Source organism: Treponema phagedenis, assembly GCF_008153345.1.
GTDB lineage: Bacteria > Spirochaetota > Spirochaetia > Treponematales > Treponemataceae > Treponema > Treponema phagedenis.
The window spans coordinates 1,061,357-1,083,084 of record NZ_CP042818.1; the positions used below are offsets into that span (position 1 = coordinate 1,061,357).

The 21,728-nt window shown below is 39.9% G+C and carries 17 protein-coding genes; 4 read left to right on the plus strand and 13 right to left on the minus strand.

Annotated elements, in window-relative coordinates; genetic code table 11:
- Positions 1 to 33: 33 nt before the first annotated feature.
- The 3 genes from FUT79_RS04600 to sppA form a co-directional block, all read right to left on the minus strand.
- On the minus strand, positions 34 to 1,212 hold the full coding sequence (locus FUT79_RS04600; RefSeq protein WP_024752349.1) for a TraB/GumN family protein: 1,179 nt from the start codon (positions 1,210 to 1,212) through the stop codon (positions 34 to 36).
- Positions 1,213 to 1,263: 51 nt separating this feature from the next.
- Entirely contained in the window at positions 1,264 to 1,911 is a 648-nt protein-coding gene (locus FUT79_RS04605; protein WP_024752350.1) for a hypothetical protein, read from the minus strand.
- A 273-nt stretch (positions 1,912 to 2,184) separates the two neighbouring features.
- On the minus strand, positions 2,185 to 3,990 hold the full coding sequence (sppA, locus tag FUT79_RS04610) for a signal peptide peptidase SppA (RefSeq protein WP_024752351.1): 1,806 nt from the start codon (positions 3,988 to 3,990) through the stop codon (positions 2,185 to 2,187).
- A 551-nt stretch (positions 3,991 to 4,541) separates the two neighbouring features.
- On the opposite strand from sppA, the gene serS reads away from it, so the two are divergent.
- Positions 4,542 to 5,819, plus strand: coding sequence for a serine--tRNA ligase (gene serS, locus FUT79_RS04615; protein ID WP_024752352.1), 1,278 nt, complete (start codon positions 4,542 to 4,544; stop codon positions 5,817 to 5,819).
- Between the two features lie 319 nt (positions 5,820 to 6,138).
- Here serS and lepB read toward each other — a convergent pair whose 3' ends face one another.
- Complete coding sequence (gene lepB, locus FUT79_RS04620; protein ID WP_024752353.1) at positions 6,139 to 7,827, minus strand: signal peptidase I; 1,689 nt, start codon at positions 7,825 to 7,827, stop codon at positions 6,139 to 6,141.
- Positions 7,828 to 7,924: 97 nt separating this feature from the next.
- Here lepB and FUT79_RS04625 point away from each other — a divergent pair, with 97 nt between their 5' ends.
- Complete coding sequence (locus FUT79_RS04625; RefSeq protein ID WP_024752354.1) at positions 7,925 to 8,296, plus strand: Hpt domain-containing protein; 372 nt, start codon at positions 7,925 to 7,927, stop codon at positions 8,294 to 8,296.
- A gap of 489 nt (positions 8,297 to 8,785) precedes the next feature.
- Here the strand turns inward: FUT79_RS04625 and FUT79_RS04630 are convergent, their stop codons facing one another.
- From FUT79_RS04630 to rpsB, 9 genes are all read right to left on the minus strand, one after another.
- Positions 8,786 to 11,191: a WD40 repeat domain-containing protein gene (locus tag FUT79_RS04630; RefSeq protein ID WP_024752356.1), complete on the minus strand. Its 2,406-nt coding sequence runs from the start codon at positions 11,189 to 11,191 to the stop codon at positions 8,786 to 8,788.
- A gap of 1 nt (position 11,192) precedes the next feature.
- A complete protein-coding gene (locus FUT79_RS04635; protein ID WP_002695326.1) occupies positions 11,193 to 11,840 on the minus strand; it encodes a CpXC domain-containing protein in 648 nt (215 codons plus the stop codon).
- 7 nt (positions 11,841 to 11,847) lie between these two features.
- Entirely contained in the window at positions 11,848 to 13,203 is a 1,356-nt protein-coding gene (locus tag FUT79_RS04640) for a site-2 protease family protein (RefSeq protein ID WP_024752357.1), read from the minus strand.
- 8 nt (positions 13,204 to 13,211) lie between these two features.
- Positions 13,212 to 14,333 (minus strand): 1-deoxy-D-xylulose-5-phosphate reductoisomerase, encoded by a 1,122-nt coding sequence (dxr, locus tag FUT79_RS04645; RefSeq protein WP_024752358.1) that lies wholly within the window; start codon positions 14,331 to 14,333, stop codon positions 13,212 to 13,214.
- Positions 14,334 to 14,336: 3 nt separating this feature from the next.
- The gene (locus tag FUT79_RS04650) at positions 14,337 to 15,182 is read right to left on the minus strand and encodes a CDP-archaeol synthase (protein WP_024752359.1); all 846 of its coding nucleotides are present in this window, start codon (positions 15,180 to 15,182) and stop codon (positions 14,337 to 14,339) included.
- Positions 15,179 to 15,850 carry a polyprenyl diphosphate synthase gene (gene uppS / locus FUT79_RS04655; protein ID WP_039943510.1) on the minus strand — a complete coding sequence of 224 codons (672 nt, stop codon included), beginning with the start codon at positions 15,848 to 15,850 and terminating at the stop codon, positions 15,179 to 15,181. The genes FUT79_RS04650 and uppS overlap by 4 nt, the downstream gene beginning before the upstream one ends.
- A gap of 5 nt (positions 15,851 to 15,855) precedes the next feature.
- A complete protein-coding gene (frr, locus tag FUT79_RS04660) occupies positions 15,856 to 16,410 on the minus strand; it encodes a ribosome recycling factor (protein ID WP_002695309.1) in 555 nt (184 codons plus the stop codon).
- 169 nt (positions 16,411 to 16,579) lie between these two features.
- The gene (tsf, locus tag FUT79_RS04665) at positions 16,580 to 17,419 is read right to left on the minus strand and encodes a translation elongation factor Ts (RefSeq protein ID WP_002695307.1); all 840 of its coding nucleotides are present in this window, start codon (positions 17,417 to 17,419) and stop codon (positions 16,580 to 16,582) included.
- A 274-nt stretch (positions 17,420 to 17,693) separates the two neighbouring features.
- Positions 17,694 to 18,572 (minus strand): 30S ribosomal protein S2, encoded by an 879-nt coding sequence (rpsB, locus tag FUT79_RS04670; RefSeq protein ID WP_148879084.1) that lies wholly within the window; start codon positions 18,570 to 18,572, stop codon positions 17,694 to 17,696.
- Positions 18,573 to 19,274: 702 nt separating this feature from the next.
- Between rpsB and FUT79_RS04675 the strand changes: the two genes are divergently transcribed.
- Both FUT79_RS04675 and FUT79_RS04680 read left to right on the plus strand, forming a co-directional pair.
- The gene (locus tag FUT79_RS04675) at positions 19,275 to 20,723 is read left to right on the plus strand and encodes a S46 family peptidase (RefSeq protein WP_148889326.1); all 1,449 of its coding nucleotides are present in this window, start codon (positions 19,275 to 19,277) and stop codon (positions 20,721 to 20,723) included.
- A 1-nt stretch (position 20,724) separates the two neighbouring features.
- A complete protein-coding gene (locus FUT79_RS04680) occupies positions 20,725 to 21,723 on the plus strand; it encodes an efflux RND transporter periplasmic adaptor subunit (protein ID WP_024752362.1) in 999 nt (332 codons plus the stop codon).
- Positions 21,724 to 21,728: the final 5 nt, after the last annotated feature.

Below are 21,728 nucleotides of genomic sequence, written 5' to 3' on the forward strand. Positions count from 1 at the left end.
AATATTTTAGTAAAACATAGTTCGAATCGCGGTTTATTTTACCAGATTTGCAAACAAGGCGGGTACCGCGATAAAATTTCCGATGGCACCGCCTAAGCTTGATAAAAAGAAGATAAGCAGCACATGCGCAATTTTATTTTTATACCACCCCCGTATATGGGCAACATTATCGGTAAGTGTTTCCATATCAACAACTTGCGGCTTTCGAAGCCAAGCTTGTGTAAGGCCGGTAAATAATCCGACACCGAGAACCGGGCTGAGCGTTGCAATTGGAGCGGTAATAAATCCGATGATGATGCTGAGCGGATGTCCTAAAGCGATAAGTGTCCCGAGTGCCGTAAGGCTGCCGTTCCATAAAAACCAGCGGGTAAGCATTGCGGCTGAAGCTCCTATTCCTCCGCGCCAAAAGCCAAGCAGTAGTAAAACAATAATAAGAGCCGGAATAATCCAACCTGCAATTTTTCTGGATAGTGTTTTAGGCGGTATTACAGAAATGTCCGAAACATCGGCAGTCATTTCTCCGGAATCCAGTCGATGTAAATAGGTTTCGGTACCGGGAAGGTGTCCCGCGCCAAGCACGGCGATTATTTTTTTACTTTTGGTCTCCCAAATTTTTGAAGCGAGGTAGCGGTCGCGCTCATCAATCAACACCTCTTTGATTGTAGGCATATATTCCGCAACCTCATTCATCATACTGTCCATCGCGCTTTTTTCTTTTAATGCTTCTATTTCTTCTTCTGTCAGTTTTTCATCAGAGAATGCACTTGCAAGCAATGTTGCTAAAAGTTTTGCTTTTCCGAAAAAGCCGTTTTTTCCCCAAGCTCTTTTTAAGGTAAGATGAATGGGTCTGTCCACCAATTCTACCGAAGCATTTATTTCTTCTGCAGTTTTTATTGCCGCTTTCATTTCATCGCCCGGCTTTACCCCGAGTTCTGCGCCCATCTTTTTTTGGAAAGAAGCAAGGATAAGATTGGTTAACAGTAAAAAGCCCTTTCCTTCTTTTAGCACTTTTGTAATATCAAGCTCCTGCCATTTTTTTTCATCGGTAAGAGATTTATATCGATCTTGATCAAGCTCAACACATACACAATCGGGCTTCTCTTCTTTAAGAAGATTTTGTACTTCTGTAATACTTTCTTTTGAAATATGTGCGGTTCCGAGTAAGATTATTTCTTTATCCTTTAATTGAATTCGTTTGATTGTTTGACTCATAGGTTGTTGTTACTCCGGTAAAAATTCTTTTTTATTGCAGCTTTAAGGTTCTCAGTTTTTGAGTTTAAAACTTGTCTGCAAAGTGTTAATCAAAATATTCCATCGGGAATCGTGCAAGTCTGCAAGTCCGAACTCTGCAAGCACATCCCCGCGCTCTCTAAAAAACCAGTGGTACAGATTTCGCCGTATTTCCGATGCATCTTCTTCGGCATGCACAATGCGCACCATATCCAAAATTTCATCGTCATTAAATACTTTGTACTTTCCTCCGGATATAATATGGTAAACTTGCCTGTCCTTGCCTGCCTCTATCCTAAAAGGAGAGCCGCCGGTTTTTTCCGCCGCCTCAAGTTTTTGACGCGAAAGCTTTTGCTCCGCCGCGGTAAGTTCTGTTTGAATACTGATTACTTCCATATTATAAAGATGTACCCGCGCCTGTTCTATTAAAAATCGCAAACCTACTTCGTCCATTTCTGAAAGAAGTTCTGTCAGTTCTTTTACCAGTTTTTTTTCTGCGGCTGTTTGCTTACGAACTGTACTCTTTTTAGTTTCGTTTTTTTTCACCGCAGGCTTTTTTTCAGACTCCGTTTTTTTTGCGGCAGCCTTTTTCGGTGCTGTTTTTTTTACCGTGTCCTTTTTTGCAGAAGTCTTTTCCGCCTTTGTTTTGCTTTGTACTTTTGTGTCGTTTTTTTTTGCCATAGTCTCCCCTAAAAAAGTTTTTTGTATTTTGCAAGACCAGTATAATTTATGTCTGACAAAATACACTACTACTATAACGTTTTTATAACTAACTTCCATAAATGTGCTAATCAAACCATCAACAGGCGGCTTGAGAATTCAGCATCACTATGGTAAATTGCTCACCGTTGTCAAATCCCAAACGATGTTTCGCAAAGCAACATGCAAAGCAAAACGTGCCGGCTAAACAGGCAAGCATTGTTTTAGACTCGTTGTTTAACACACTCTTATAAATTAGTCGTTAGTATTCCACTGTAATTTTACCGGTGTATATACGTAAACGCCCCGTTTAGAACGCAAAGAAAGCAGCTCATATAAAATCCTAAAGTCATTTGAAGAAATATTCATTTCCGCCTTAGCTTCCATCAAGGATTTTAGCAATTCTTCTTTATACGAAAGAGGGCGTTTAATAACCTTAGTTGAATAACCGTCGCAATCAGCTAGTTTTGCGGCATACGCAATAGCATCGGATAAATTTCCAAGCTCGTCAACCAAACCGAGGTTTTTTGCCGTAGCTCCTGAATACACTTTACCTCCCGCAATATCGGAAACTTTATCAAACGAAAGTTTTCTTCCGGTAGAAACCTTGGTAATAAAATTTTTATAGATACTCATTATCTCAAATTGCAACAGACTCTTATCAGTCTCACTCATATTCTTCACTCCGGTGTAAGGACGAAACTTGTGCAAATATACTCCGTCAACGGTAATACCCAAATATTTTTGCAGCGCAGCTTCAAAAGTCGGCATCACCGCAAGCACACCGATTGAGCCGGTAATCGTATACGGAGAGGCGAAAATATAATCCGCAGATGAAGCAATCCAGTATGCGCCGGAAGCGGCAACTGCTCCCATCGAAACAACCACCGGTTTTTTTGCCCTTACAATGCAGCGTTCTACTGCACGGCGTATTTCCTCAGAGGCAAAAACTTCTCCGCCGCCTGAATCAATGCGTAACACAATAGCTTTAACGTCAGGATCATTGACTGCAAGATCAAAAAGATCAAGCATGTAACCGCTTGTTACCGCATCATTCTGCCGTGTTCCATACGAAGAAATAGCTCCTTTCAAATAAATAATTCCTATCTTATTTGTAGACTCCGAGTGTGAATAATAAAAATTATAATCATCGAGACTGATAAAATTTTTATTCTCAAAGAATGTATCCTTATCAACAAGTCCCAAATCAACTTCAGCGTCCTCATAAGAGGCTATCTTTGTAACAAGTTTTGCGGACAAGGCTGTTTCGGCAGGATCTCCGTTATGGTTTTTTAGCAAATCGAGATAATTATCAACATAATGGAGTATGACATCTGTAGGTAAATTTCTATTTGTCGCTACCTCCTTAATATAATTTTCCCAAATATTTGTAAACAATGCACGATGATTTTCTTTTACTCCCTCAGACATTTCTTTTTGTGAATAGGTTTCCGCCATGCTTTTATACGCACCTGCCTGTACAACATTCCAGTGAATATCAAACTTTTCTTCCATGCCACCAAAAAAAAGACTTTCGTTGTAAAAACCCGATAAGTCAACACTTCCAAGCGGATCCAAAATAATCTCATCAGCAAAAGATGCAAGATAATACTTTGCAAGGCTATAAGAATTTGAAAACACATAAAGTTTTTTACCTGATTTTTTGTACTCCTGAAGAGCCGCCGCAAAATCAGAAAAATATCCCGAGCTCCACCCGCTCAAACCGGAAAGATCAAAAAAAACACAATCTATTCTTCTATCGTATGCAGCCTGCTTTAAAGCCCGTATAATACTTGAAACAGAAACAATCTGTTTTTCATCACGAAAAACCAATTTTGCAAAATCAAAATCGCGTTCTTCTTCCGAAAGAAACCCCGAAGGATTTATCAATAAAACCGAATTTTGTTCAAGTTTTTTAACCGGCTGTTTTTTGTTTCCGCCCTCCTGCAGCGCCGCTAAAAACAGAAAGAAAAAGAAGAAAAAAACAATATTGATGATAACAAGGCGCAGCACATTAATGCTTCTGAATAAACTGCGAAAAAAACCTTTTTTTTGACTCATAAGGACCTCTACTATCTAAACATATCAAAAAAAGAATACTAAATCAACAGAGCGGACACCACGACTTAATTTTGACGTCCTTGTCAAAATTAAGTCTGCGAGTTTTAAAGCTTTGTAAACTATTTTGCTTTAAAACATCGCTGCTGCGTGGAACCACGGGCGTCCGTGCCCGTTCTGAGTTTTGCCGTCCGAGGCAAAAACTAAACCACGAGTTTTAAAGCTTTACGAATAGTCTTGCTTTAAAAAACATCGTTTTGCATTGTTCTGATTTTGCCATCCGTGGCGGTTCTCAGTTTGACAACGGTGCGCAATTTACCATAGTAATCCTGAATCTGCAAGCCATTATGGTTAATACTCCAATTACTCACAGGAGTGGGTGCGGACAAGTTTTTAAAAACTTGTCCCCATACTTTTTTGCGCACTATGAATAACAAAATAAAAAATCAAAGTCGAGTTTCAAACCGCAGAAGAAACTTCACTCATACTTCTTTTATTCAAATAGCCGATGTTTTCACTTGATTATTTATACGGAAGAAACTATGATATTCATTATGTTAGACTATAGATTTATTAAAGAAAATTTAGCTGCGGTAAAAAAGAATATCACCGATAGAAATATGCACGCCGATGCCGATGCGGTGGTAACCCTTTTTGATGCCCGTACGGAACTTGTAACTGAATTGCAAGGTTTACAAGCAAAGCGAAATGAAAACGCACAAAAGATGAAGCAAAAGCTTGAGCCGGAAGAACGAAATCAGCTGGTGGAAGCAGGAAAGGTATTAAAAACCGAAATCGCCGAGGTTGAAGCAAAACTCGGCGAAACCGAAAAAAAACTTGAAGAAGCTGCCCGCTTGATTCCGAACATGGCGCATCCCGATGCACCGGTAGGCAAAGAAGACAAAGACAACACCGAAGTAAAACGGGTAGGGGTGGTGCCTTCATTTGACTTTGAGCCGAAAGATCATGTGCAGCTCGGCGAAGCTTTGGACATTGTCGACTTTGATGCAGGAACCAAAGTTTCGGGCGTAAAGTTTTATTATTTGAAAAATGAAGGAGTATTCCTTGAACAGGCGCTTATCTTGTATGGGCTTAATGTTTTAAGAAAACACGGATTTACGCCGTTTATCACTCCAGACATTGCAAAAGAAGAAATCTTGCAAGGAATCGGCTTTATTCCTCGCGGCGAAGAATCAAACGTGTATACGCTTGAAGGGGAGGGCACCTGCCTAGTTGCAACTGCTGAAATTACACTCGGCGGCTATCATGCCGATGAAATTCTTTCGCAAACAAAATTGCCGCTTCTATATTGCGGACTCTCTCATTGTTTCAGAAGAGAGGCGGGCGCCGCGGGGCAATTTTCAAAAGGGTTATATCGGGTACATCAGTTTACCAAGCTTGAAATGTTTGTGTACTGCCTGCCCGAAGAATCCGACAGCTGGCATGAAAAACTGCGCGCGATCGAAGAAGAACTCTTTATCGGGCTTGACATTCCTTTCCGCGTTGTTGATACCTGCACCGGAGACTTGGGAGCGCCCGCATACCGCAAGTGGGACCTTGAAGCGTGGATGCCGGGCAGAAACGGCGGCGAATGGGGAGAAATTACTTCCACCTCTAACTGCACCGATTATCAGGCACGCCGGCTAAATGTCCGCTACAAAGACACCGACGGAAAAAACAAATTCGTACACATGCTAAACGGAACCGCCATCGCCGTCTCCCGCGCCCTTGTCGCAATCATAGAAAATTACCAGCAAAAAGACGGCAGCATCAAAGTTCCCGCAGCCCTTATCCCTTACTGCGGCTTCGATACCATTAAAGCAAAAAAATAAAAAGTACGGATTCCTTAAACCGAGCCCGACACGGCGCAACGGCGAGTAAACTTGCCATAGTAGTATAAGTTTTGCTCGCTTATGCTTCGCATTAAGGGCTTGGGCAGCCCTTAGACCTGCCTGTTTTCAGCGGCTGCTGGCGCAGAGCCTTTTTCGCTTATGCTTCGCCGCGATCTGTACTGTCCCCTTAGACCCCTGGAAAATTCCAAGCGATGTTTTGCCTGAGGCTGCGCTTTAGTTTGAATTTCTTGATTGCTATGATGGTATTAAGAGGTTATCAACACAAGGTTTTTTTTAAACCTTGTGTTGATGTTGTTTTTTATCGCGGCACACCGATTCTGCTCAGGGGCCAGAAGCGGAAGTTTGTGGTGCCGAGTATTTTTTCAGCGGGGATTACTTTAGGCTCAACATTTGAGCTGAATAAAATGGACGAAGGATCGTGTGTATCAGCCGGTTCTAAATGATTTACGTATGAATGGCGCATATCGGTTGAGTTAAGGCGGTTATCCCCCATCATAAAATAACAGTTTTCGGGAATATAATTTCCTTCACCTGTGGGAAATTCATCCATGTTACGCGCACGGGCGATATCCAAGAATGCGGCATACAAGGCGGCTTCGTTTAAAAGCTCGTTTCTTTGACTATCCGATTCAAAGGTTTCTTCCGTTGCGGCGCTGTTGATAAGCTCAATATTGCGTAAAATAAGCTTTCCGAAGCAAAGCTTGACCAGCGCGTTCATTTGTGCAAATCGCTGTCGATACAAGGTTTCTTCCGTTGCGTGCTCTTTCCAATACGGCGCCCAATCCAGCATGAATTTTTTAAACCATGCAAGCCCTCCGTTTGTCGTTAAAATCTTTCTGCTGATATCGCTTGAAGTTCCGAAGAGCGTGTTTATTTCATGCTGATTTCTGGTGATAAATTCAGATGCGTCTGCCACATCTCTGCCTTCTTTTAAATAGGCAAGCCGTGCTACAATAGAATTTGCTTCTTTTTCAGCTTCTGCAAAATTAAGTTTTGCGCGTTTTGATTCTATAGAATTGACAAGCTCCATTTCTTGCGGAGAAAGCACAATTCTATGTACCAACCGTAACTCCGATTGAGAGAGCGTATTTAAGTCCCACGTAGCATAGGTTTTATCTGCCTCTACCGGCATAAAATCTTTACTGTCCTTTGTTTTTGAGTACAGTACCCCGTCAACAAGCATGAGCTTTTCTCCGGGAATTCCGGTAATGCGTTTTACCAGCGGATCTGCTTTCGGCTGCTTGGTAACCGGATCAACATTGATGTTTTTTTGTGTAAAGGTGAGCATGTATACAAGCTGCGATAAAAAGGTTTTTAGACGAGTTTCCGGAGTATCGGGATAATTCGGATTGGAAAAAACAACAATATCGCCTCGCGCATACTGTTTCCACTGCGGCAGTCGAAAAGATGAAAGCGGAAAATATGGACCCGCTGAAGTTTTGAAAACCAACAATCGGTCTCCGATCATAAATCCGGGTACCATCGATTCCGAAGGAATTGCATACAGTTGAAAAACAAAAATATTTATCAGCAATACTAAACAGGCAGCTTGTACAAAGGCATCAATCCATTCAAGGGTTCCCAGCAAAAGAGATTTTTTTGTTTTTTCAATCTCCGGCAATTGAGGAAAAATTTTATAAACTCTTTTTTTTCCGATTAAAAATAATGAAACGATTGATAAAGCAGTAGCAATAAACCAGATACTCCCTAAAATAACATCAAACGTATGAGGCGTATTTTCCCTTCCAATTCTGGAAAGAATAAAACAGGTCATTAAAACAAAAGGAAAGTATTCAAGCAGTTTTCGTGTAATGATAAAATCTTTTAAAAGTTGTTTTTTTATTAGGCGAAATAAAAAAAATATAAAGCAAGCGGTAAAAATAAGACTTGCCACTGTTGCAAAAAAAGCAAGTCCGTGCATGTTTTGCACGGGATATAAAAAAGAAAAAATCAACGCGCAAATTGCTGTAAGCATTAAAACAGGCATTAAAGGCCCTCCACATATAAACAAATCTGAATTAAGGTGGAAGTATAGCAGTTTTTTTTTATTTAGGCTATAGTAAATAAATCGGAGTTAGATGTCTATGGATAAAAGTACAGTTTTAAATGCTTCTTTGGCGCTTGAACGTTTAGGCGGAGATACGGAAATATACGATTCATTACGAAAAACTTTTTTGGAAGTATATGCGAACGATATCGAAAAAAGTTTAAAACCGGTTTTCTCTTTACCAGTGTCGGAGCTTTTTTCCGATGCCGAAGCTGCACATGTTACGCACCAACTAAAAGGAGCTGCTCTCTCGATCGGTGCGGAAAAGCTCGGGAACTTGGCATCGGAGATAAATAATCTCTTACGGGAACAGCATACATCAACGGAACAACTGATAGAGCAGCTAACCGCTATGTTGAATGATTTGCGCAAATATTATGCGCAAACTCGCGCAGCATTACAAGCATAAATTAACAATACTTTTAGTGTATTATTTTGTAAATTAAGTTACCGGTGTACTAATCGGAGTATCAACAATAACAGCTTGTAGATTCAGCATCACTATGGAAAATTGCTCACCGTTGCTAAATTCCAAACGATGTTTTAAAGCATCACCACAAAATTATAAAATTGAAGCTTTAAAACTCGTTGGCAAAGCGGAGGCAAATTATTAACGCTTTGCCCTATGGTAAGTTTGCTCACCGTTGCGCCGTGTCGAACTCAGAACAAATTCAAACGATGTTTAAAAGCATCAGTACAAAATTGTAAAATTGAAGCTTTAAAACTCGCAAGGCATAATTTTGACAAGGACGTCAAAACTCAGAACGGGCACGGATTCCCGTGGTTCCAAACAGCAGCGATGTTTTAAAGCAAAATAGTTTATAAAAGCTTTAAAACTCGCAAGGTATAATTTTGCCATGGACGGCAAAATTATACCGAGGTATCAAAAAACGTTATATTAAATATCAGTCTCTTTTAATCTTATTGTTTTTATAAACCGCTTGCCGTTTTGTGAGTACCATGACAGAGAGCCGTCGGTATTTAGGCTAATGAGAAAGGATTTGATTATACAAGATTTTTTCGGTAAAGCATAATCGCGGGGAAGCCGGTATGTTTCTCGTATTCGCTTATTTTGTGCAACAAGAGAATTCTTGCCAAGATTGGTAAGTATTACATATTTTCGAAGATATAAGGATGGGTCAATGTCTTCATCTTTATATGAAAGAAGTACGGTAAAGGTGCTCTCTGAAATCTTGTTTTGATTTATGCGCATTCCTATCAGATCGGTTTTGACGTTTTCTGGCTTTTGCTGTAACAAAAAGAATGCAAGGTAATTCGGTTGGTCGGCATCAATAGAAAGTCCGAAAGCAAAATCTCCTTGAATTGTAAAAGGAAATATTTCTTCTGTTTGTATATTGATTAAAAAGAGGGGAGAGCTTAGCCCGTCGGATGCACTTTTAGAGACTAAAACAGAATCGTCGTTAATTTGTAAAGCTTCTTGTATCCCCACTGCTTTGTAAAAGAAAGTTCTTTTTGCGGTAATAATATTAATGAGAGAAACCCCGCTGAAAGGTTCGGCGAAGGCAATGGTATCTTTATAAACCGAAAGCGTAGTTATTGCAGACCGAGGACGGAAGATAATTTTTTCAGTTTGCAAATCCTGTGAATAATAATAGATTGGTGCGGTTTTTTTGCTTGACCAAATAATAAAGCCGTTTTCATATAGTAGGAAGCGATCTCCTTTTGCCTTTGCATAAATAAGGGCAGGTTCCGCCTCCGGCTCGGTAAGAGAATAAATTTTTCCCTCAGATAAAAAATAAAGCAGAGAACCTGCAGATTGCACGTCGCTTACTGGAGAATAATATTCAGGAGTTAATTCTGTAAGGGTAACAGAGCCGTCAGGCTTTTGCTGCATTTTATATAACACGCCTTTGTCTGTTCCCAGAATGATGCTCGATTGAATATGGCGTGCGGAAGTAATAACCGCCTTATTCGGTAAGGCAAAGTCGCCTGAGGTTTTATTTCCCTGTCTTAAATGCCAGTAGTTTCTTTTTGATGAGCGTTCAATCCATATCGGCAGGGAGTCAGTTATTTTCGAGGCAAAAATCGCATTTTTTGCCGGATATTCAGCAAGAACTTCTCCTCCATCCGCTTTTACAACATATACTTTATTATTTTTATATCCAATAATCTGCGTGTAATTTTTGATTAAAGCCGGCGTTTCCAGTTTGCTTTCGGTAATAAATTGAGTAAGAATTTTTTTCTTTTTAACATTTGTATACACCAAGCGTCCGGTTTCTCCGTATGTTACAATGTTTTTTTCGTTTAATCCCGTTGCAGCAAGCAAGACAATACCGGGCGGCGCGTCGAAAAGTTTTTGCGGATTACCGTGCAAATCAAAAACCGTGATGCCTTCAAGAGAGGCGGTGCCAACGAACAGAAAACTTCCCTGTGCAGACCATGAAAGAGAGACAACGGCGCCGGTGAACCGCTTTACAAAAACCTGTTTTTTTTCTTCCCAGTCCCAAAGGCTAACCCGATGCAGTCCAAAACCGTCGCTTTCATATGCGGCAATATATTTGCCCTTCGGATGAATCGCAAGGTATTTTATGGGGAATCGGGAAATCTGCCATGTGTCAGGCTCAAGGTTTGGATAAGAATATTTAGTGAGAAAGCCGTCTTTTCCCCCCGCAAAAAATGAGGTGCTAAAATGAGCGGCGATTGCGGTAACTCCGCCCTCAAAAAGATGCGGTATTTTTGTGCGTTCTTTTAGAAGTTTTTTTGCATCGGCAATTGATTGTTCCTGTTTTTTCTTTTCCGCTTCTAATCGCTCAATTTCTTCCTGCTCAGGCGTTTTTGATTCCTCGTTTTTATTTGGAAGTGTTTTGTCTTTTTGACTACTCTCTGTATCTTCCGGTGAAGCATCTTTTTGTTCATCGGGTTCTTCTTTTTTTTCATCAGCAGGATGCGCGGTTTTTTCCGCCTCAGGGGTTTCAGTTGCTTGATCGGTGCTGTCGGTAGGCTGTTCATCAGCAGAGGTTTTTCCTGTCTCAGATTCGGTTGCCGTCTCCGTTTGAGATTCGTTTTTTTCAGTTGTTTTGTTTATTTTTTGCTCCGGCTGCGCATTACTGTTTTCTGTCGGCTTATCTGCATCAATTTTTGTCTCGGTATCGTGCTTTTGTGAATCGGGATGTTGTGGAATGCTTTCTGTTGGTTCCGGATTCTCTGCGGGTTTTGTTTCTTGCTCTTCTACGGAAGTTTCAGGCTCCTGTCCGAGAATATCGGTATACGGTTGTTGAGCTTCTTGAGGAAATATATTCAACGAAAGAAAAAGAAAAAATACAATTGAGGTTTTTATTTTCATATTATTTTTCTCCGATAAAAATATTTTTATACGATAGATATGAGCCAAGATATAGGGCGGCAAAAATTTCTGTATGCTTTTTTTTATCTTTTTCAATTTGTGTGTAGAGTGTTTTGGGGATAGGCATAATTGCCGTTTCATCTTTTTTTATGCCGTGTACATGAAATTCAAGTTTTTCATCAGGCAGTATTTTTTCAAAGTAAATGCTTGCTTTTTTTACATCAAGATTTTTTGCACCTTCAAGAATGAAAAATTTCACCGCTTCGATTGTTTCAGGATTGAGATTATTGCGTAAAGCGCTGAGCCGATCGACAAGTTCGGGATAGCCGATAACCGGCGTTTGATCTTTTTTTACATAGGTGTTTTCTATTTCTTTATCGGTTTTACTGTCAATCATTTTTTCTCCCGCACAAGAGGAAAGGCATTCAATTCTATCCTGTTCGGGGGCAAATAAGAGTTTTGTTTTTTTTGCCTTCCAGATAAATTCTGTTTTTAATTCCATATTGATTTTTGAACGGCAGGAAGGACAAATAAAAGATAAGAATTTACCGTTTATAATATCATCGATGAGCTGAGGATTATCATCAAGGGAAAGAGTTTTTTTATACTCAATTTCAAAACTATAATCACATTTACATTTAATTTTCATATCTACCTCATTTTTTTAAGAAAAAACTCATATCGCTCCAGAGTGCAAAAATAAAAACAGTTGCAATAAAGGCAAAGCCGATAAATTGCACATAGTATAGTATGCGTGGATGAATTTGTCTTCGCGCAATGAGCTCAATTATTGCAAAAAATATCAAGCCTCCGTCTAAAACGGGAATAGGCAAGAGATTCATTAAAAATAAGGATACGCAAATTATGGCAATAAATTCGGAAAGGCTTGAAAGGCCGGTGAGAAAGCTTTCTTTAAATCCGTATTCTGCAATATCTCCTATCATATGGGTTATTCGTAAAGGTCCTGAAACCGCTTCGCGCAATTCCACTCCTTTAAAAAGTAATGAAAGACTTTGCAAAGTTAAAAAAAACATTTCTCCGGTTGACTTTGCTCCATCGATGATACTTGAGGGAAAACTTTTACCGGGAACCGTAACTGTTTGCGATTCCCAGAAGATTCCTAAATCAATAGAGCCGTTTTCGGTACGAATTATCGAAAGCGTTTTTTCTTCTTTTTTGTTATCTCTTACAATAGTGAAAACCGCTGTTTTATTTTTAACATCTTGGAGGAGGTAGGAAAGTTGTATAAGATGTGCAACTTCTTGTCCGTTAAGTGCAACTATTCTGTCTCCGGCTTGTAATCCTGCCCGATCCGCAGCTCCGTCTTCTCGGATTTTAGCTATTTTTAAGGGCACATAATAAAAAATTCCCAACTGACCTGCACCGGTTTTTGTGTTTAATTCCGGAGTAATCTTTTTGTGTATAATTTCTCCGTCGCGGCGTATGGTAAAGTCCAATTGTTTTTGAGGATTTATCATAATCTCTTTTTGTATGTCAGTGAAAGTATCTGTTTTTTTATCGCCTATTTGAATAATTTCATCACCGTCTTTAAGTTCGGCAGTTTTTGCGGGGGAGGTATTTGTCTGTCGGTAAAGATACACCGGGGCAATTTTATTACTGAATGTTTGATAATTTGTTCCTATGGAAGAAACAATAGCGAGGGCTAGAACTGCCATAAGAAGATTTGCAAAAGGGCCCGCGAAAGCAATGATAATCCGTTTTAAAGGGCCAACCGAATACAGTGAGCCTTCTTCCGCCGGAATTGTAGAAAGCTTTTGATCAAGGGCTTGCTGAAATGCTTTTTCTCCCTTCATGCCGCAATATCCGCCCAACGGAATGGCGGAAATTCTATACTCGGTTATACCTTTTTTTTTGCGAAACAGTACCGGTCCCATGCCGATGGAAAAAGTTTCCACCACCACACCGCAAAGTCGGGCTGCAATAAAATGCCCCAGCTCATGAAAAAAAACTACAACACTGAGAACCACTAAACCGATTAGAATCTTTATCATCTTGTATATTACCTTTGTATGTTTTGCAGTATTTTTTGTGCACGACTGCGTGCTTTCGCATCTGCCTGCATTACTGTTTGAAAATCAGCCGGTATGGCAGACCAATCATCAGATAAAACTTTTTCAGTTATATATGATATGTCAATAAAAGAAATTGCTCCTTTTATAAAAGCGGCTACAGCTTCTTCGTTTGCTGCATTAAAGGCAATAGGGTAGGCTGCCATTTTTTTTGCCGCTTCAAAACCGAGTTCAAGCATCGGAAAATCTTTAAGCCGAGGCGGTTCAAAATGAAGCGCAAAAGTTTTTGTAAAATCAAGCGGCTGCAAATACTGCGGAGCCGCTTGGGGATCGCTCAGTGCGTTAAAAATAGGATTTCTCATATTCGGCGGAGAAAGTTGCGCATATATTTCGCCGCTTATTGTTTGTATAAGAGAATGTACAATGCTTTCAGGATGTACGGTTACGGTAATGCGATCCGCCGGCATTGAAAAAAGATTTACCGCTTCAATTACTTCCAATGCCTTATTTGCCAATGAGGCGGAATCAATTGTAATCTTGGTTCCCATATTCCATGTCGGATGTTTTAAAGCATCTTCCAAAGTGATGTTTTTCAGCTCCTCTTTTGTGCGGGTTCTAAAAGGTCCCCCCGATGCGGTAATAATAAGACGGTCAACGATTTGTTTTCCATGTGCTTGTATAAGCTGATAGAGGGCAGAATGCTCAGAGTCAACGGGAATGATTTTTGTTTTTTCTTTTTCGGCAAGTTTTTGCAATAGCGCACCGGCCATTACAATACTTTCTTTATTTGCAAGAGCCAGTTTTCGGTGTGTTTTAATTGCTTCTACCGAGGCAAAAAGCCCCGCCGCCCCCGAAATGCCGTTTACAACAATATCAGCTTCGGTGGACTCAAGCATTTTACGCAGCTGTTCTCTGCCTTCTTCTTCGGTATCTTTGAATGTTATTGCCCAGCTTTTTAAATCAAATTCTTTTTTCAGTAATTCAAGATATTGTATATTACGGTGAACCGACACTCCTGCAAGTTCAAAAAGATCCGGAAAGTGTCGAATAATGTCAATTGTTGAAGTTCCGATAGAGCCGGCGCAACCAAGTACAATAACTTTTTTTCTCATATACTATCTCATAAACAATAAAAACGAAAAATAAAACACGGGCACTCCGAGCGTGATAGAATCAATACTATCCATAATGCCGCCTCTTCCTAAAATTGCCTTTCCCGAATCTTTTACGTTTGCCGAGCGCTTTATAATGGATTCAATAAGATCTCCGATAATTGCGGCTATGGCGGTTAAAAATGAGGTGGTGATAATACCGATAAACGATATCTGTAATTTATGCTTAAAAACAGTGTAGGCAAGGATCCCGACTAAAACAGAGCTGAGAATACCGCCGACAAAGCCGGCAATACTCTTTTTAGGACTCGCGGGAATAAACCCTCTGTTGTTTTTTCCTAAGGCCATGCCGAACACCCATGCAAGAGAATCGCAGGCAAAGATTAAAAGTAAAAATAAGCATAAAACGATTTTTGCATTATTCCAACGCGCAATAAGAGAAAAGAAAATGCTGAACGAGCTCGGATAAAGTGCGAGAAAAAAAGCGGTAGATATTCTTTCTATTGAAAAACTAAAATCACCGGAGAACGAGATAAAAAATTCAATGAGCAGAATAGTGATAAAAACAGAAAAAACAATAAAAAGTAATAGCGGGCCGGGTACTAATTTCCATGTAAAAAGATAACTCAAAATCGGAATAATGAGTCCTAAAATGATGGAAATAAGAGGCGGATACGTTTTTAATTTTTGAGATACAATCTTTTGCATTTCCGATACCGCAATAATAAGCACAATGAAAAGTTCAACATGAAAAACTAAAAAATGGTTGTGCGGGAAAAGATAAATTGAACCGACTATGAGCGGTACGCCGATAAGAAAAACAGTAAGGCGTTCAAGAATCTTTTTCATGTAATACCTCCAAATCTGCGGTCTCTATGTTTATAGCTTTGTAATGCTTGGTGTAGATCATCTTCTGTAAAATCAGGCCAAAGCGTATCGGTAAAATATAACTCCGCATAGGCGGTCTGCCAAAGCAAAAAATTACTGATCCGTTTTTCTCCGCCGGTGCGTATTAAAAGGTCAACATCCGGAAGCGGGTAATCAAGATATTCTGAAAAGGAACTCTCGGTTATTGAATTAATTTTATCGGCAGGAATTTTTTGCAACGCTCTAATGATCTCATCTTTTCCACCGTAGTTGATTGCAAAAACCACTGCAGTTCCCGCATGATGTTTTGTTTTTTCGGTAACATCGCTTATTTCTTTTTGGATATCTTTTGGCAAAGCTGAGAGGTTCCCAATGTGAATCATGCGAATATTGTTTTCCACATAAAATTGAAATTCCGCTCTAAGATGTTTTTTGATTAGTCTCATCAAAAAACCGACTTCTTCGGTGGTACGTTTCCAGTTTTCGGTAGAAAATGCATATAGGGTTATATAAGGAATCTTAAGAGCGGAAACCGCTTTTACAATTTTTTTTGCGGTTTCATAACCTTCCTGGTGTCCCCGAGATCTGTATAGTCCCCGCTGTTGTGCCCACCTGCCGTTTCCGTCCATAATAATTGCTATATGCTCAATTGTTTTCAATCGTCCAGAATTTCCTTTTCTTTTTCCGCTAAGATCGTATTGATTTCCGATATGTGCGCATCGGTTGCTTTTTGAAACTTTTCTTCCGCAGTTTTTAAATCATCTTCACTTAAAGAACCTTCTTTTTGCAATTTTTTTGCTTCTTCAATGCCGTCCCGTCGGATGTTTCTAATAGCGATTCTGCTTTGTTCTGCAATATTTTTCGCTTGTTTTGCAAGTTCCTTTCTTCGATCTTCGGTAAGCGGCGGAATTGCAATTCTGATAATTTTTCCGTCATTTGAAGGATTAAGCGAAAGTTCTGATTTTAAGATTGCTTTCTCAATATTCGGAAGCAAAGATTTATCCCATGGCTGGATAACAACCAGTCGTGCTTCCGGAATAGAAATACTTGCCACCTGATTTAAGGGGCTTAATTCTCCATAGCATTCAACTCTGATTTTTTCAAAAAGAGAGGCGGATGCACGTCCTGTCCGCAACGTGTTAAAATCATCCTTTAAAGCGGCAATAGATTTTTTCATTTTTTCTTCATAACTTGTATGAATATCGTTCATGGTTTTTCCTCCACTGCTTGTATATGATTATAGCAATTCAATCGGTTTAGGGTAAAAAAGTTTGAACCTTGTCCCTGTTTATGTAAGCTTTATTTTAAACGTTGAATAATAGCTAAATATAAATAGAAGGATTTCCCAAGCAATGCTTAGAAAATCCTTTTTACGCAAGTTATTTTACACCTAAATGATAAATGATAAGTTTTGACAGGGAGAGCTTTGCTCCTGCCTGCTTTCCTATTTCTTCCATCTTTTTTGCTACAGAAACCTTATCATCCTTTACAAAAGGTTGCTCTAAAAAACAAATCTCAGCCAAGTGTTTTTTAAGTTTTCCCTGCACAATCCCCGTTTTCACTTTTTCGGGCTTGTCCAACTCCGCAACCTGTCCGTTGAATATTTCAAGTTGTTCATCAATATATGTTTGATCAACATCTTCGGGTTTAATATAAAGTGAAGGAAAGGCTACCGCATGAAGACAACAATCATGCGCAAAGGTTTGCACATCCTCATTTGAAAAAATTTCAGGTTTATCCGCTTTTAGAACAGCAATAACGCCGCTTTTTTTGTCAAAGTGCACATAGGTTGAAATATATTCATCCGCGGCCGCTTTTACTAATGTTACGCGGGAAAGAGTCATGTTTTCTCGAACTCTTGTAGCAAGATCGAGAATTTTATCATTTAATTCGGGGGTTACTTCGGTAAGCTCATTTGTAAAAGCGGTATTTGCGATATCTTCACCGACAGCGATAAAGTCGGCATTTTTTGCAACAAAGTCGGTTTCGCAGGTAAGTTCAACCATCGCCGCTTTTTTAGCATCGTGTTTAATAACGATGATCCCTTCCGAAGTTGCCCGGTCGGCGCGTTTTTCTACCGCAGCCAAACCTTTTTCTTTTAGGTATTTTTCCGCTTCATGCGCATCTCCGTTGCAGGCTTGCAATGCTTTTTTGCATTCCATCATTCCTGCCCCCGTTTTTTCACGGAGCGCTTTTACATCCGCTGCTTTAATATCCATTAGTATACTCCTATAAAAAATTTTGAGGAATTATTACATTCCGAAAAAAGTTTTGTATTTGCTTGTGTAAGACAAAAACTTTTAGCCCTAAAAGTCTTACAAAACGACGATCATTCGCATGTAAAAACAAATGCGAATCCGCCCGATGCACAAGCGAATTATATAACGCAATTGCCTGTACATCTTCTTAATTTAATTATTAAGCTTAAGAAAACTTGCGGAAGCGTGTAAAAAGTATTTACACCTGTCCGCAACAACAAAAAGTGTAAAAACCTTATTTATCCTCGTATAATTCGTCTTCGTCAAAAGGATCCGCATCTTCGGACTCTTCTTCGGAAGCTTTTGTTTCTTCCGTCGGGGTATAATTGGAATAGTCTGTTATTTCCTCTTCTCTATCCTGATAGGGATTAATTTCTGAATCGGAAAATCCTTCTTCATCATCTTGGAGATTTTCAATTATTTTGAGTCCCGTTTCGTTGTCCGCTTCGATAACCGCATTTGCGATAATTTGAGTAAAAAGGGAAATAGCTCTGATGGCATCATCGTTGCCGGGGATAGGGTAGTCAATACCTTCGGGATTGCAGTTTGTGTCTACTACCGCAATAATCGGTATATTCATTTTACGTGCTTCGTTGATGGCAATTGTTTCTTTTCGGGTATCAATAATAAAAATGATTCCGGGTAAATCCTTCATCTCTTTGATGCCGCCGAGGTTTTTTTCAAGTTTTGCCTTTTCTTTTTGCAGCGATGCGATCTCTTTTTTTGTGAGACTGTCAAAAGTTCCGTCAACTTCCATCTTTTCAATTCTTTTTAAGCGGCCGAGGCTCTTTTTAATAGTGCTGAAGTTTGTCAGCATACCGCCGAGCCAGCGATTGTTTACATAAAACATGCCGCAGCGCTCCGCTTCTTTTGCGATTGTTTGCTGTGCCTGTTTTTTTGTGCCTACAAAAAGAACCGATTTACCGTCAGCCATTGTTTTGCGCACTGCATCGTAGGCTTCGCGAATTGCGGTGATGGTTTTTTGTAAATCAATAATATGGATCCCGTTGCGTTCCGCAAAAATATACTTTTTCATACGGGGATCCCACCGTCTTACCTGATGTCCGAAATGAACGCCGGATTCAAGCAGGTTTTTCATGGTTACTACTGCCATGTATTACTCCTTCACGAGTTTATACTAAACTCATCCTTCTCTATTTCACCAAAGTGCAATGCACCCGGGAGATTTGCTCAAGAGTATACATAATTTTCGCTTAAGTGTATAGAGCTAAGAAAAAAAATCAGAGTACATGTTGTGAAAAATAAAAATCGTATATTCACGAGCGTTGCGGTTTGAAGCTCACGGAAAATCGGCTTTTCCATCGCCGGCAGGAACTACGAACACTGTACAGCGTTTTGTAATTAACTTCCTGTTATACAAATCAGAGTAACAACAATAAGGGACTGCGGATTTAAGCATTCCTATGGTAAATTGCCCACCGTTGCGCCGTGTCGGGCTCTTTTTTATAATTTATAATAGGGAGTTTTTAAACTCGTAGCACTGATTTAATCAAGAATACTAAAAATCAAGGCGTGGCGGTGGTTCCACGCAAAAACTAACCTGGAATTTTTTTACGATTTAACTGTGTTAAAAAACGAATCGACTTATTAAAAAAACGTATACTCGCTGAAGTATCCGTACTGAAATGCGTGTGCGAAACTATACATAAAAACTAACTCTATATCCTTATTTTTTTTCTATAGTTTTATAGCTGAATAAGGTACTAATTACTTGACATGTTATAAAACATACGGTATTATCAGTCTATATGACAGAGACGATAAGGAGAATCGCTGTGATAAGGAGAATCGCTGTATGAAGAAACCATTTCTTTTCCTTTGTCTGTTTGGAATAGCTTTTGCTTTCGCAGCGGAAGAAAATTTATATGATGCGCTGTTGCAGTATCGGCTGGAAAATGGCGCCGTATATAAAGAAATACAAATGCAGTCGGATATTGCATCAAATGAATATCAAAAAACAAAGCTTAATTCGCTGATTGTTACTGAAATCGGCTCGGGGAACACTTCCATCAACTTAGGCAGAAAAGATGGGGCATCGTACACGACTGAACCGAATGCGCGTATTTTGCTTCCTTCATATAATAATACCGGCGTAAGTGTTTCGGTTCCGCTTTCAAAAACAGAAGCGACTTCTTCCGTCGGCGCAAATGTGAAAGTAAGTACAGACATTTATTCTAAAAACAGAAAGGCGCAACAGCTGAAAAGAACGGCGGCAAAGCAGCAGGCTGACGAGGCGCTGCAAAAAAAACTTGACGGTAAAAGGATTGCGGAACAAAGTTTTTTAAAAGAGATAAAAGACTTGTACGGCTCGTATCTGAACTACCTTTCAAAAAAGCTTGCCAAAGTAGATGCCGACATTAAGTTTGAGCAGATAAAGGTGCAAAAATATGGTGCGAATTCTACAATCTACCGAACGGCGCAGTTGCGTCAAATGGATGCCCAGCGGGATTTGCAGGCAGCAGAATTTTCTTTTCAAACAGCGTTTGCGTATTTCGCTGAAAGTTGTGGACGAAGCAATGCTGATGTCGATAAATTTTTGACAGAGCTTGCACTTACTATTCCGCAAGAAAAAATTGCCGATGTTAAAAATCTTTCAATAGAGAATTCAAGAGATTTTTTACGTGCGCAAAACGAGTATCGGCAAAAGCTTTTGCAGCGCGAGGTTGAACATTCGCCGTTTACACTTTCGGCAGAGGCAGGCTATGCTTGGAAAAAAACAGAAGGTTCCGCCGGAGGCAGTACTATTTCTGAAACAACCAATGCAATACTCGGGGGGCTTTCGATGAAATTTCCCGGCGGCTCTCTTTATACGGGCGTGTCGGTTCCGATCAACGAGCCGAATAAGCCGGCGATAAATCTTTCCTTTGCATGGAATCCTTTTTTTATTACATATCGGCAATTAGATAAGCAAACGGTACAGCTTCAAAATGCGATTGATTTACTGAAAGTGCAGGAACAGCAAAAAAATGCAGAGCAAAAAATTAAAAACACTCAAAATCTTTCAAGCACACTCGCATGGAATCAGCAATCAGCTATTGATGAGCTTGGCATTTACAATCAGAACGCAAAGGACCATGCGCAATGGTTTGAAAGAGGCTTAATAAGCAAGTTTGAAAATCTTCAAGCTCAGCTTGAGTATACAAAGGCTGTTGCCCGAACGGCACAGGCAAAGGCGGATGTTATTATTTTTAACATTGCCGCAACTCAGGATTTTAACACTCAATCGGTACAAGGAGACAAATAAAATGGTAGACATGAAAACCAGAAACGCAGCAAAACGAAAAAAACGCATAAAGAGAAGTATCATTTTTATTATCGTGATTCTCATTATTTTTGTTCCCATTTTTGTTTTTAAGAAGGAAAAAACAGGGAAACAGGATTTGCCGCCGTTAGCGGTAAAAAAGGAAAAATCACATAATAGAATAGAAATTTCCGGCTATATTGAGGCGGCGCAGCAGCAAATCCTTGAATCTCCCGGAGAGGGCATTATTCAAAAGGTTTCGGTAAAAGAGGGTGATACGGTAAAAGCCGGACAGCTTATTTTTACCCTTGACAGCACAAAAGAGCAGTACAATCTTGCAAATCAGGAATTTGCCATGAATCAGGAAAAGATCAACGGCGCATCGCAAAAGTTAAAACTTATGCAGCAGCAATACGAAATGCTGAAAAAACAACTTGATGACCGCTCCGTTGTTGCCCAGTTTAGCGGCATTGTTGTTAGATTAAAAATTTCACAAGGGCAATACGCAAAACCGAAAGATAATTTCGGCACGCTTATTGACCGCACGTATTTAAAGGCAACCGTGCAAATATCAGAAAGCGATGCGTCCCGGTTGCAAGTAGGACAGAAGGTTCGGCTCACCTTTCCCGCAGAGCCCGACCTTGAGGTTGAAGGAAAAGTAACTTCCTACCCCGCAATTGCCCGTGTTACCGATAGGGGAAGAACAATCGTAGACACAAATATCCGCGTTGATAATCCGCCTGAAAAAATTCTTCCCGGCTATTCGTTTAACGGTACCATTGTTGCCGGTGAAGACACGGAATCTTTGGTGCTTAGTCAAGACGGAATCCGCTACGAAAAAGGGGAACCCTTTGCCGATAAAATCCTTGAAGGCGGAAAAACGGAAGCAGTTGCGGTTACGGTTGCGCCCTATACGCACGGCTTTGTTAAAATACTCTCAGGTTTACAAGAGGGTGACCAAGTAGCAAATCAGGGTGCGCAAAATAAAAACAAACAGTTTTAAAGGCT

Coding starts and splice junctions, on each gene's coding strand:
- FUT79_RS04600 (WP_024752349.1), bottom strand. CDS start 1,212: ATGAGTCAAACAATCAAACGAATTCAATTAAAGGATAAAGAAATAATC.
- FUT79_RS04605 (WP_024752350.1), bottom strand. CDS start 1,911: ATGGCAAAAAAAAACGACACAAAAGTACAAAGCAAAACAAAGGCGGAA.
- sppA (WP_024752351.1), bottom strand. CDS start 3,990: ATGAGTCAAAAAAAAGGTTTTTTTCGCAGTTTATTCAGAAGCATTAAT.
- serS (WP_024752352.1), top strand. CDS start 4,542: ATGTTAGACTATAGATTTATTAAAGAAAATTTAGCTGCGGTAAAAAAG.
- lepB (WP_024752353.1), bottom strand. CDS start 7,827: ATGCCTGTTTTAATGCTTACAGCAATTTGCGCGTTGATTTTTTCTTTT.
- FUT79_RS04625 (WP_024752354.1), top strand. CDS start 7,925: ATGGATAAAAGTACAGTTTTAAATGCTTCTTTGGCGCTTGAACGTTTA.
- FUT79_RS04630 (WP_024752356.1), bottom strand. CDS start 11,191: ATGAAAATAAAAACCTCAATTGTATTTTTTCTTTTTCTTTCGTTGAAT.
- FUT79_RS04635 (WP_002695326.1), bottom strand. CDS start 11,840: ATGAAAATTAAATGTAAATGTGATTATAGTTTTGAAATTGAGTATAAA.
- FUT79_RS04640 (WP_024752357.1), bottom strand. CDS start 13,203: ATGATAAAGATTCTAATCGGTTTAGTGGTTCTCAGTGTTGTAGTTTTT.
- dxr (WP_024752358.1), bottom strand. CDS start 14,333: ATGAGAAAAAAAGTTATTGTACTTGGTTGCGCCGGCTCTATCGGAACT.
- FUT79_RS04650 (WP_024752359.1), bottom strand. CDS start 15,182: ATGAAAAAGATTCTTGAACGCCTTACTGTTTTTCTTATCGGCGTACCG.
- frr (WP_002695309.1), bottom strand. CDS start 16,410: ATGAACGATATTCATACAAGTTATGAAGAAAAAATGAAAAAATCTATT.
- tsf (WP_002695307.1), bottom strand. CDS start 17,419: ATGGATATTAAAGCAGCGGATGTAAAAGCGCTCCGTGAAAAAACGGGG.
- rpsB (WP_148879084.1), bottom strand. CDS start 18,572: ATGGCAGTAGTAACCATGAAAAACCTGCTTGAATCCGGCGTTCATTTC.
- FUT79_RS04675 (WP_148889326.1), top strand. CDS start 19,275: ATGAAGAAACCATTTCTTTTCCTTTGTCTGTTTGGAATAGCTTTTGCT.
- FUT79_RS04680 (WP_024752362.1), top strand. CDS start 20,725: ATGGTAGACATGAAAACCAGAAACGCAGCAAAACGAAAAAAACGCATA.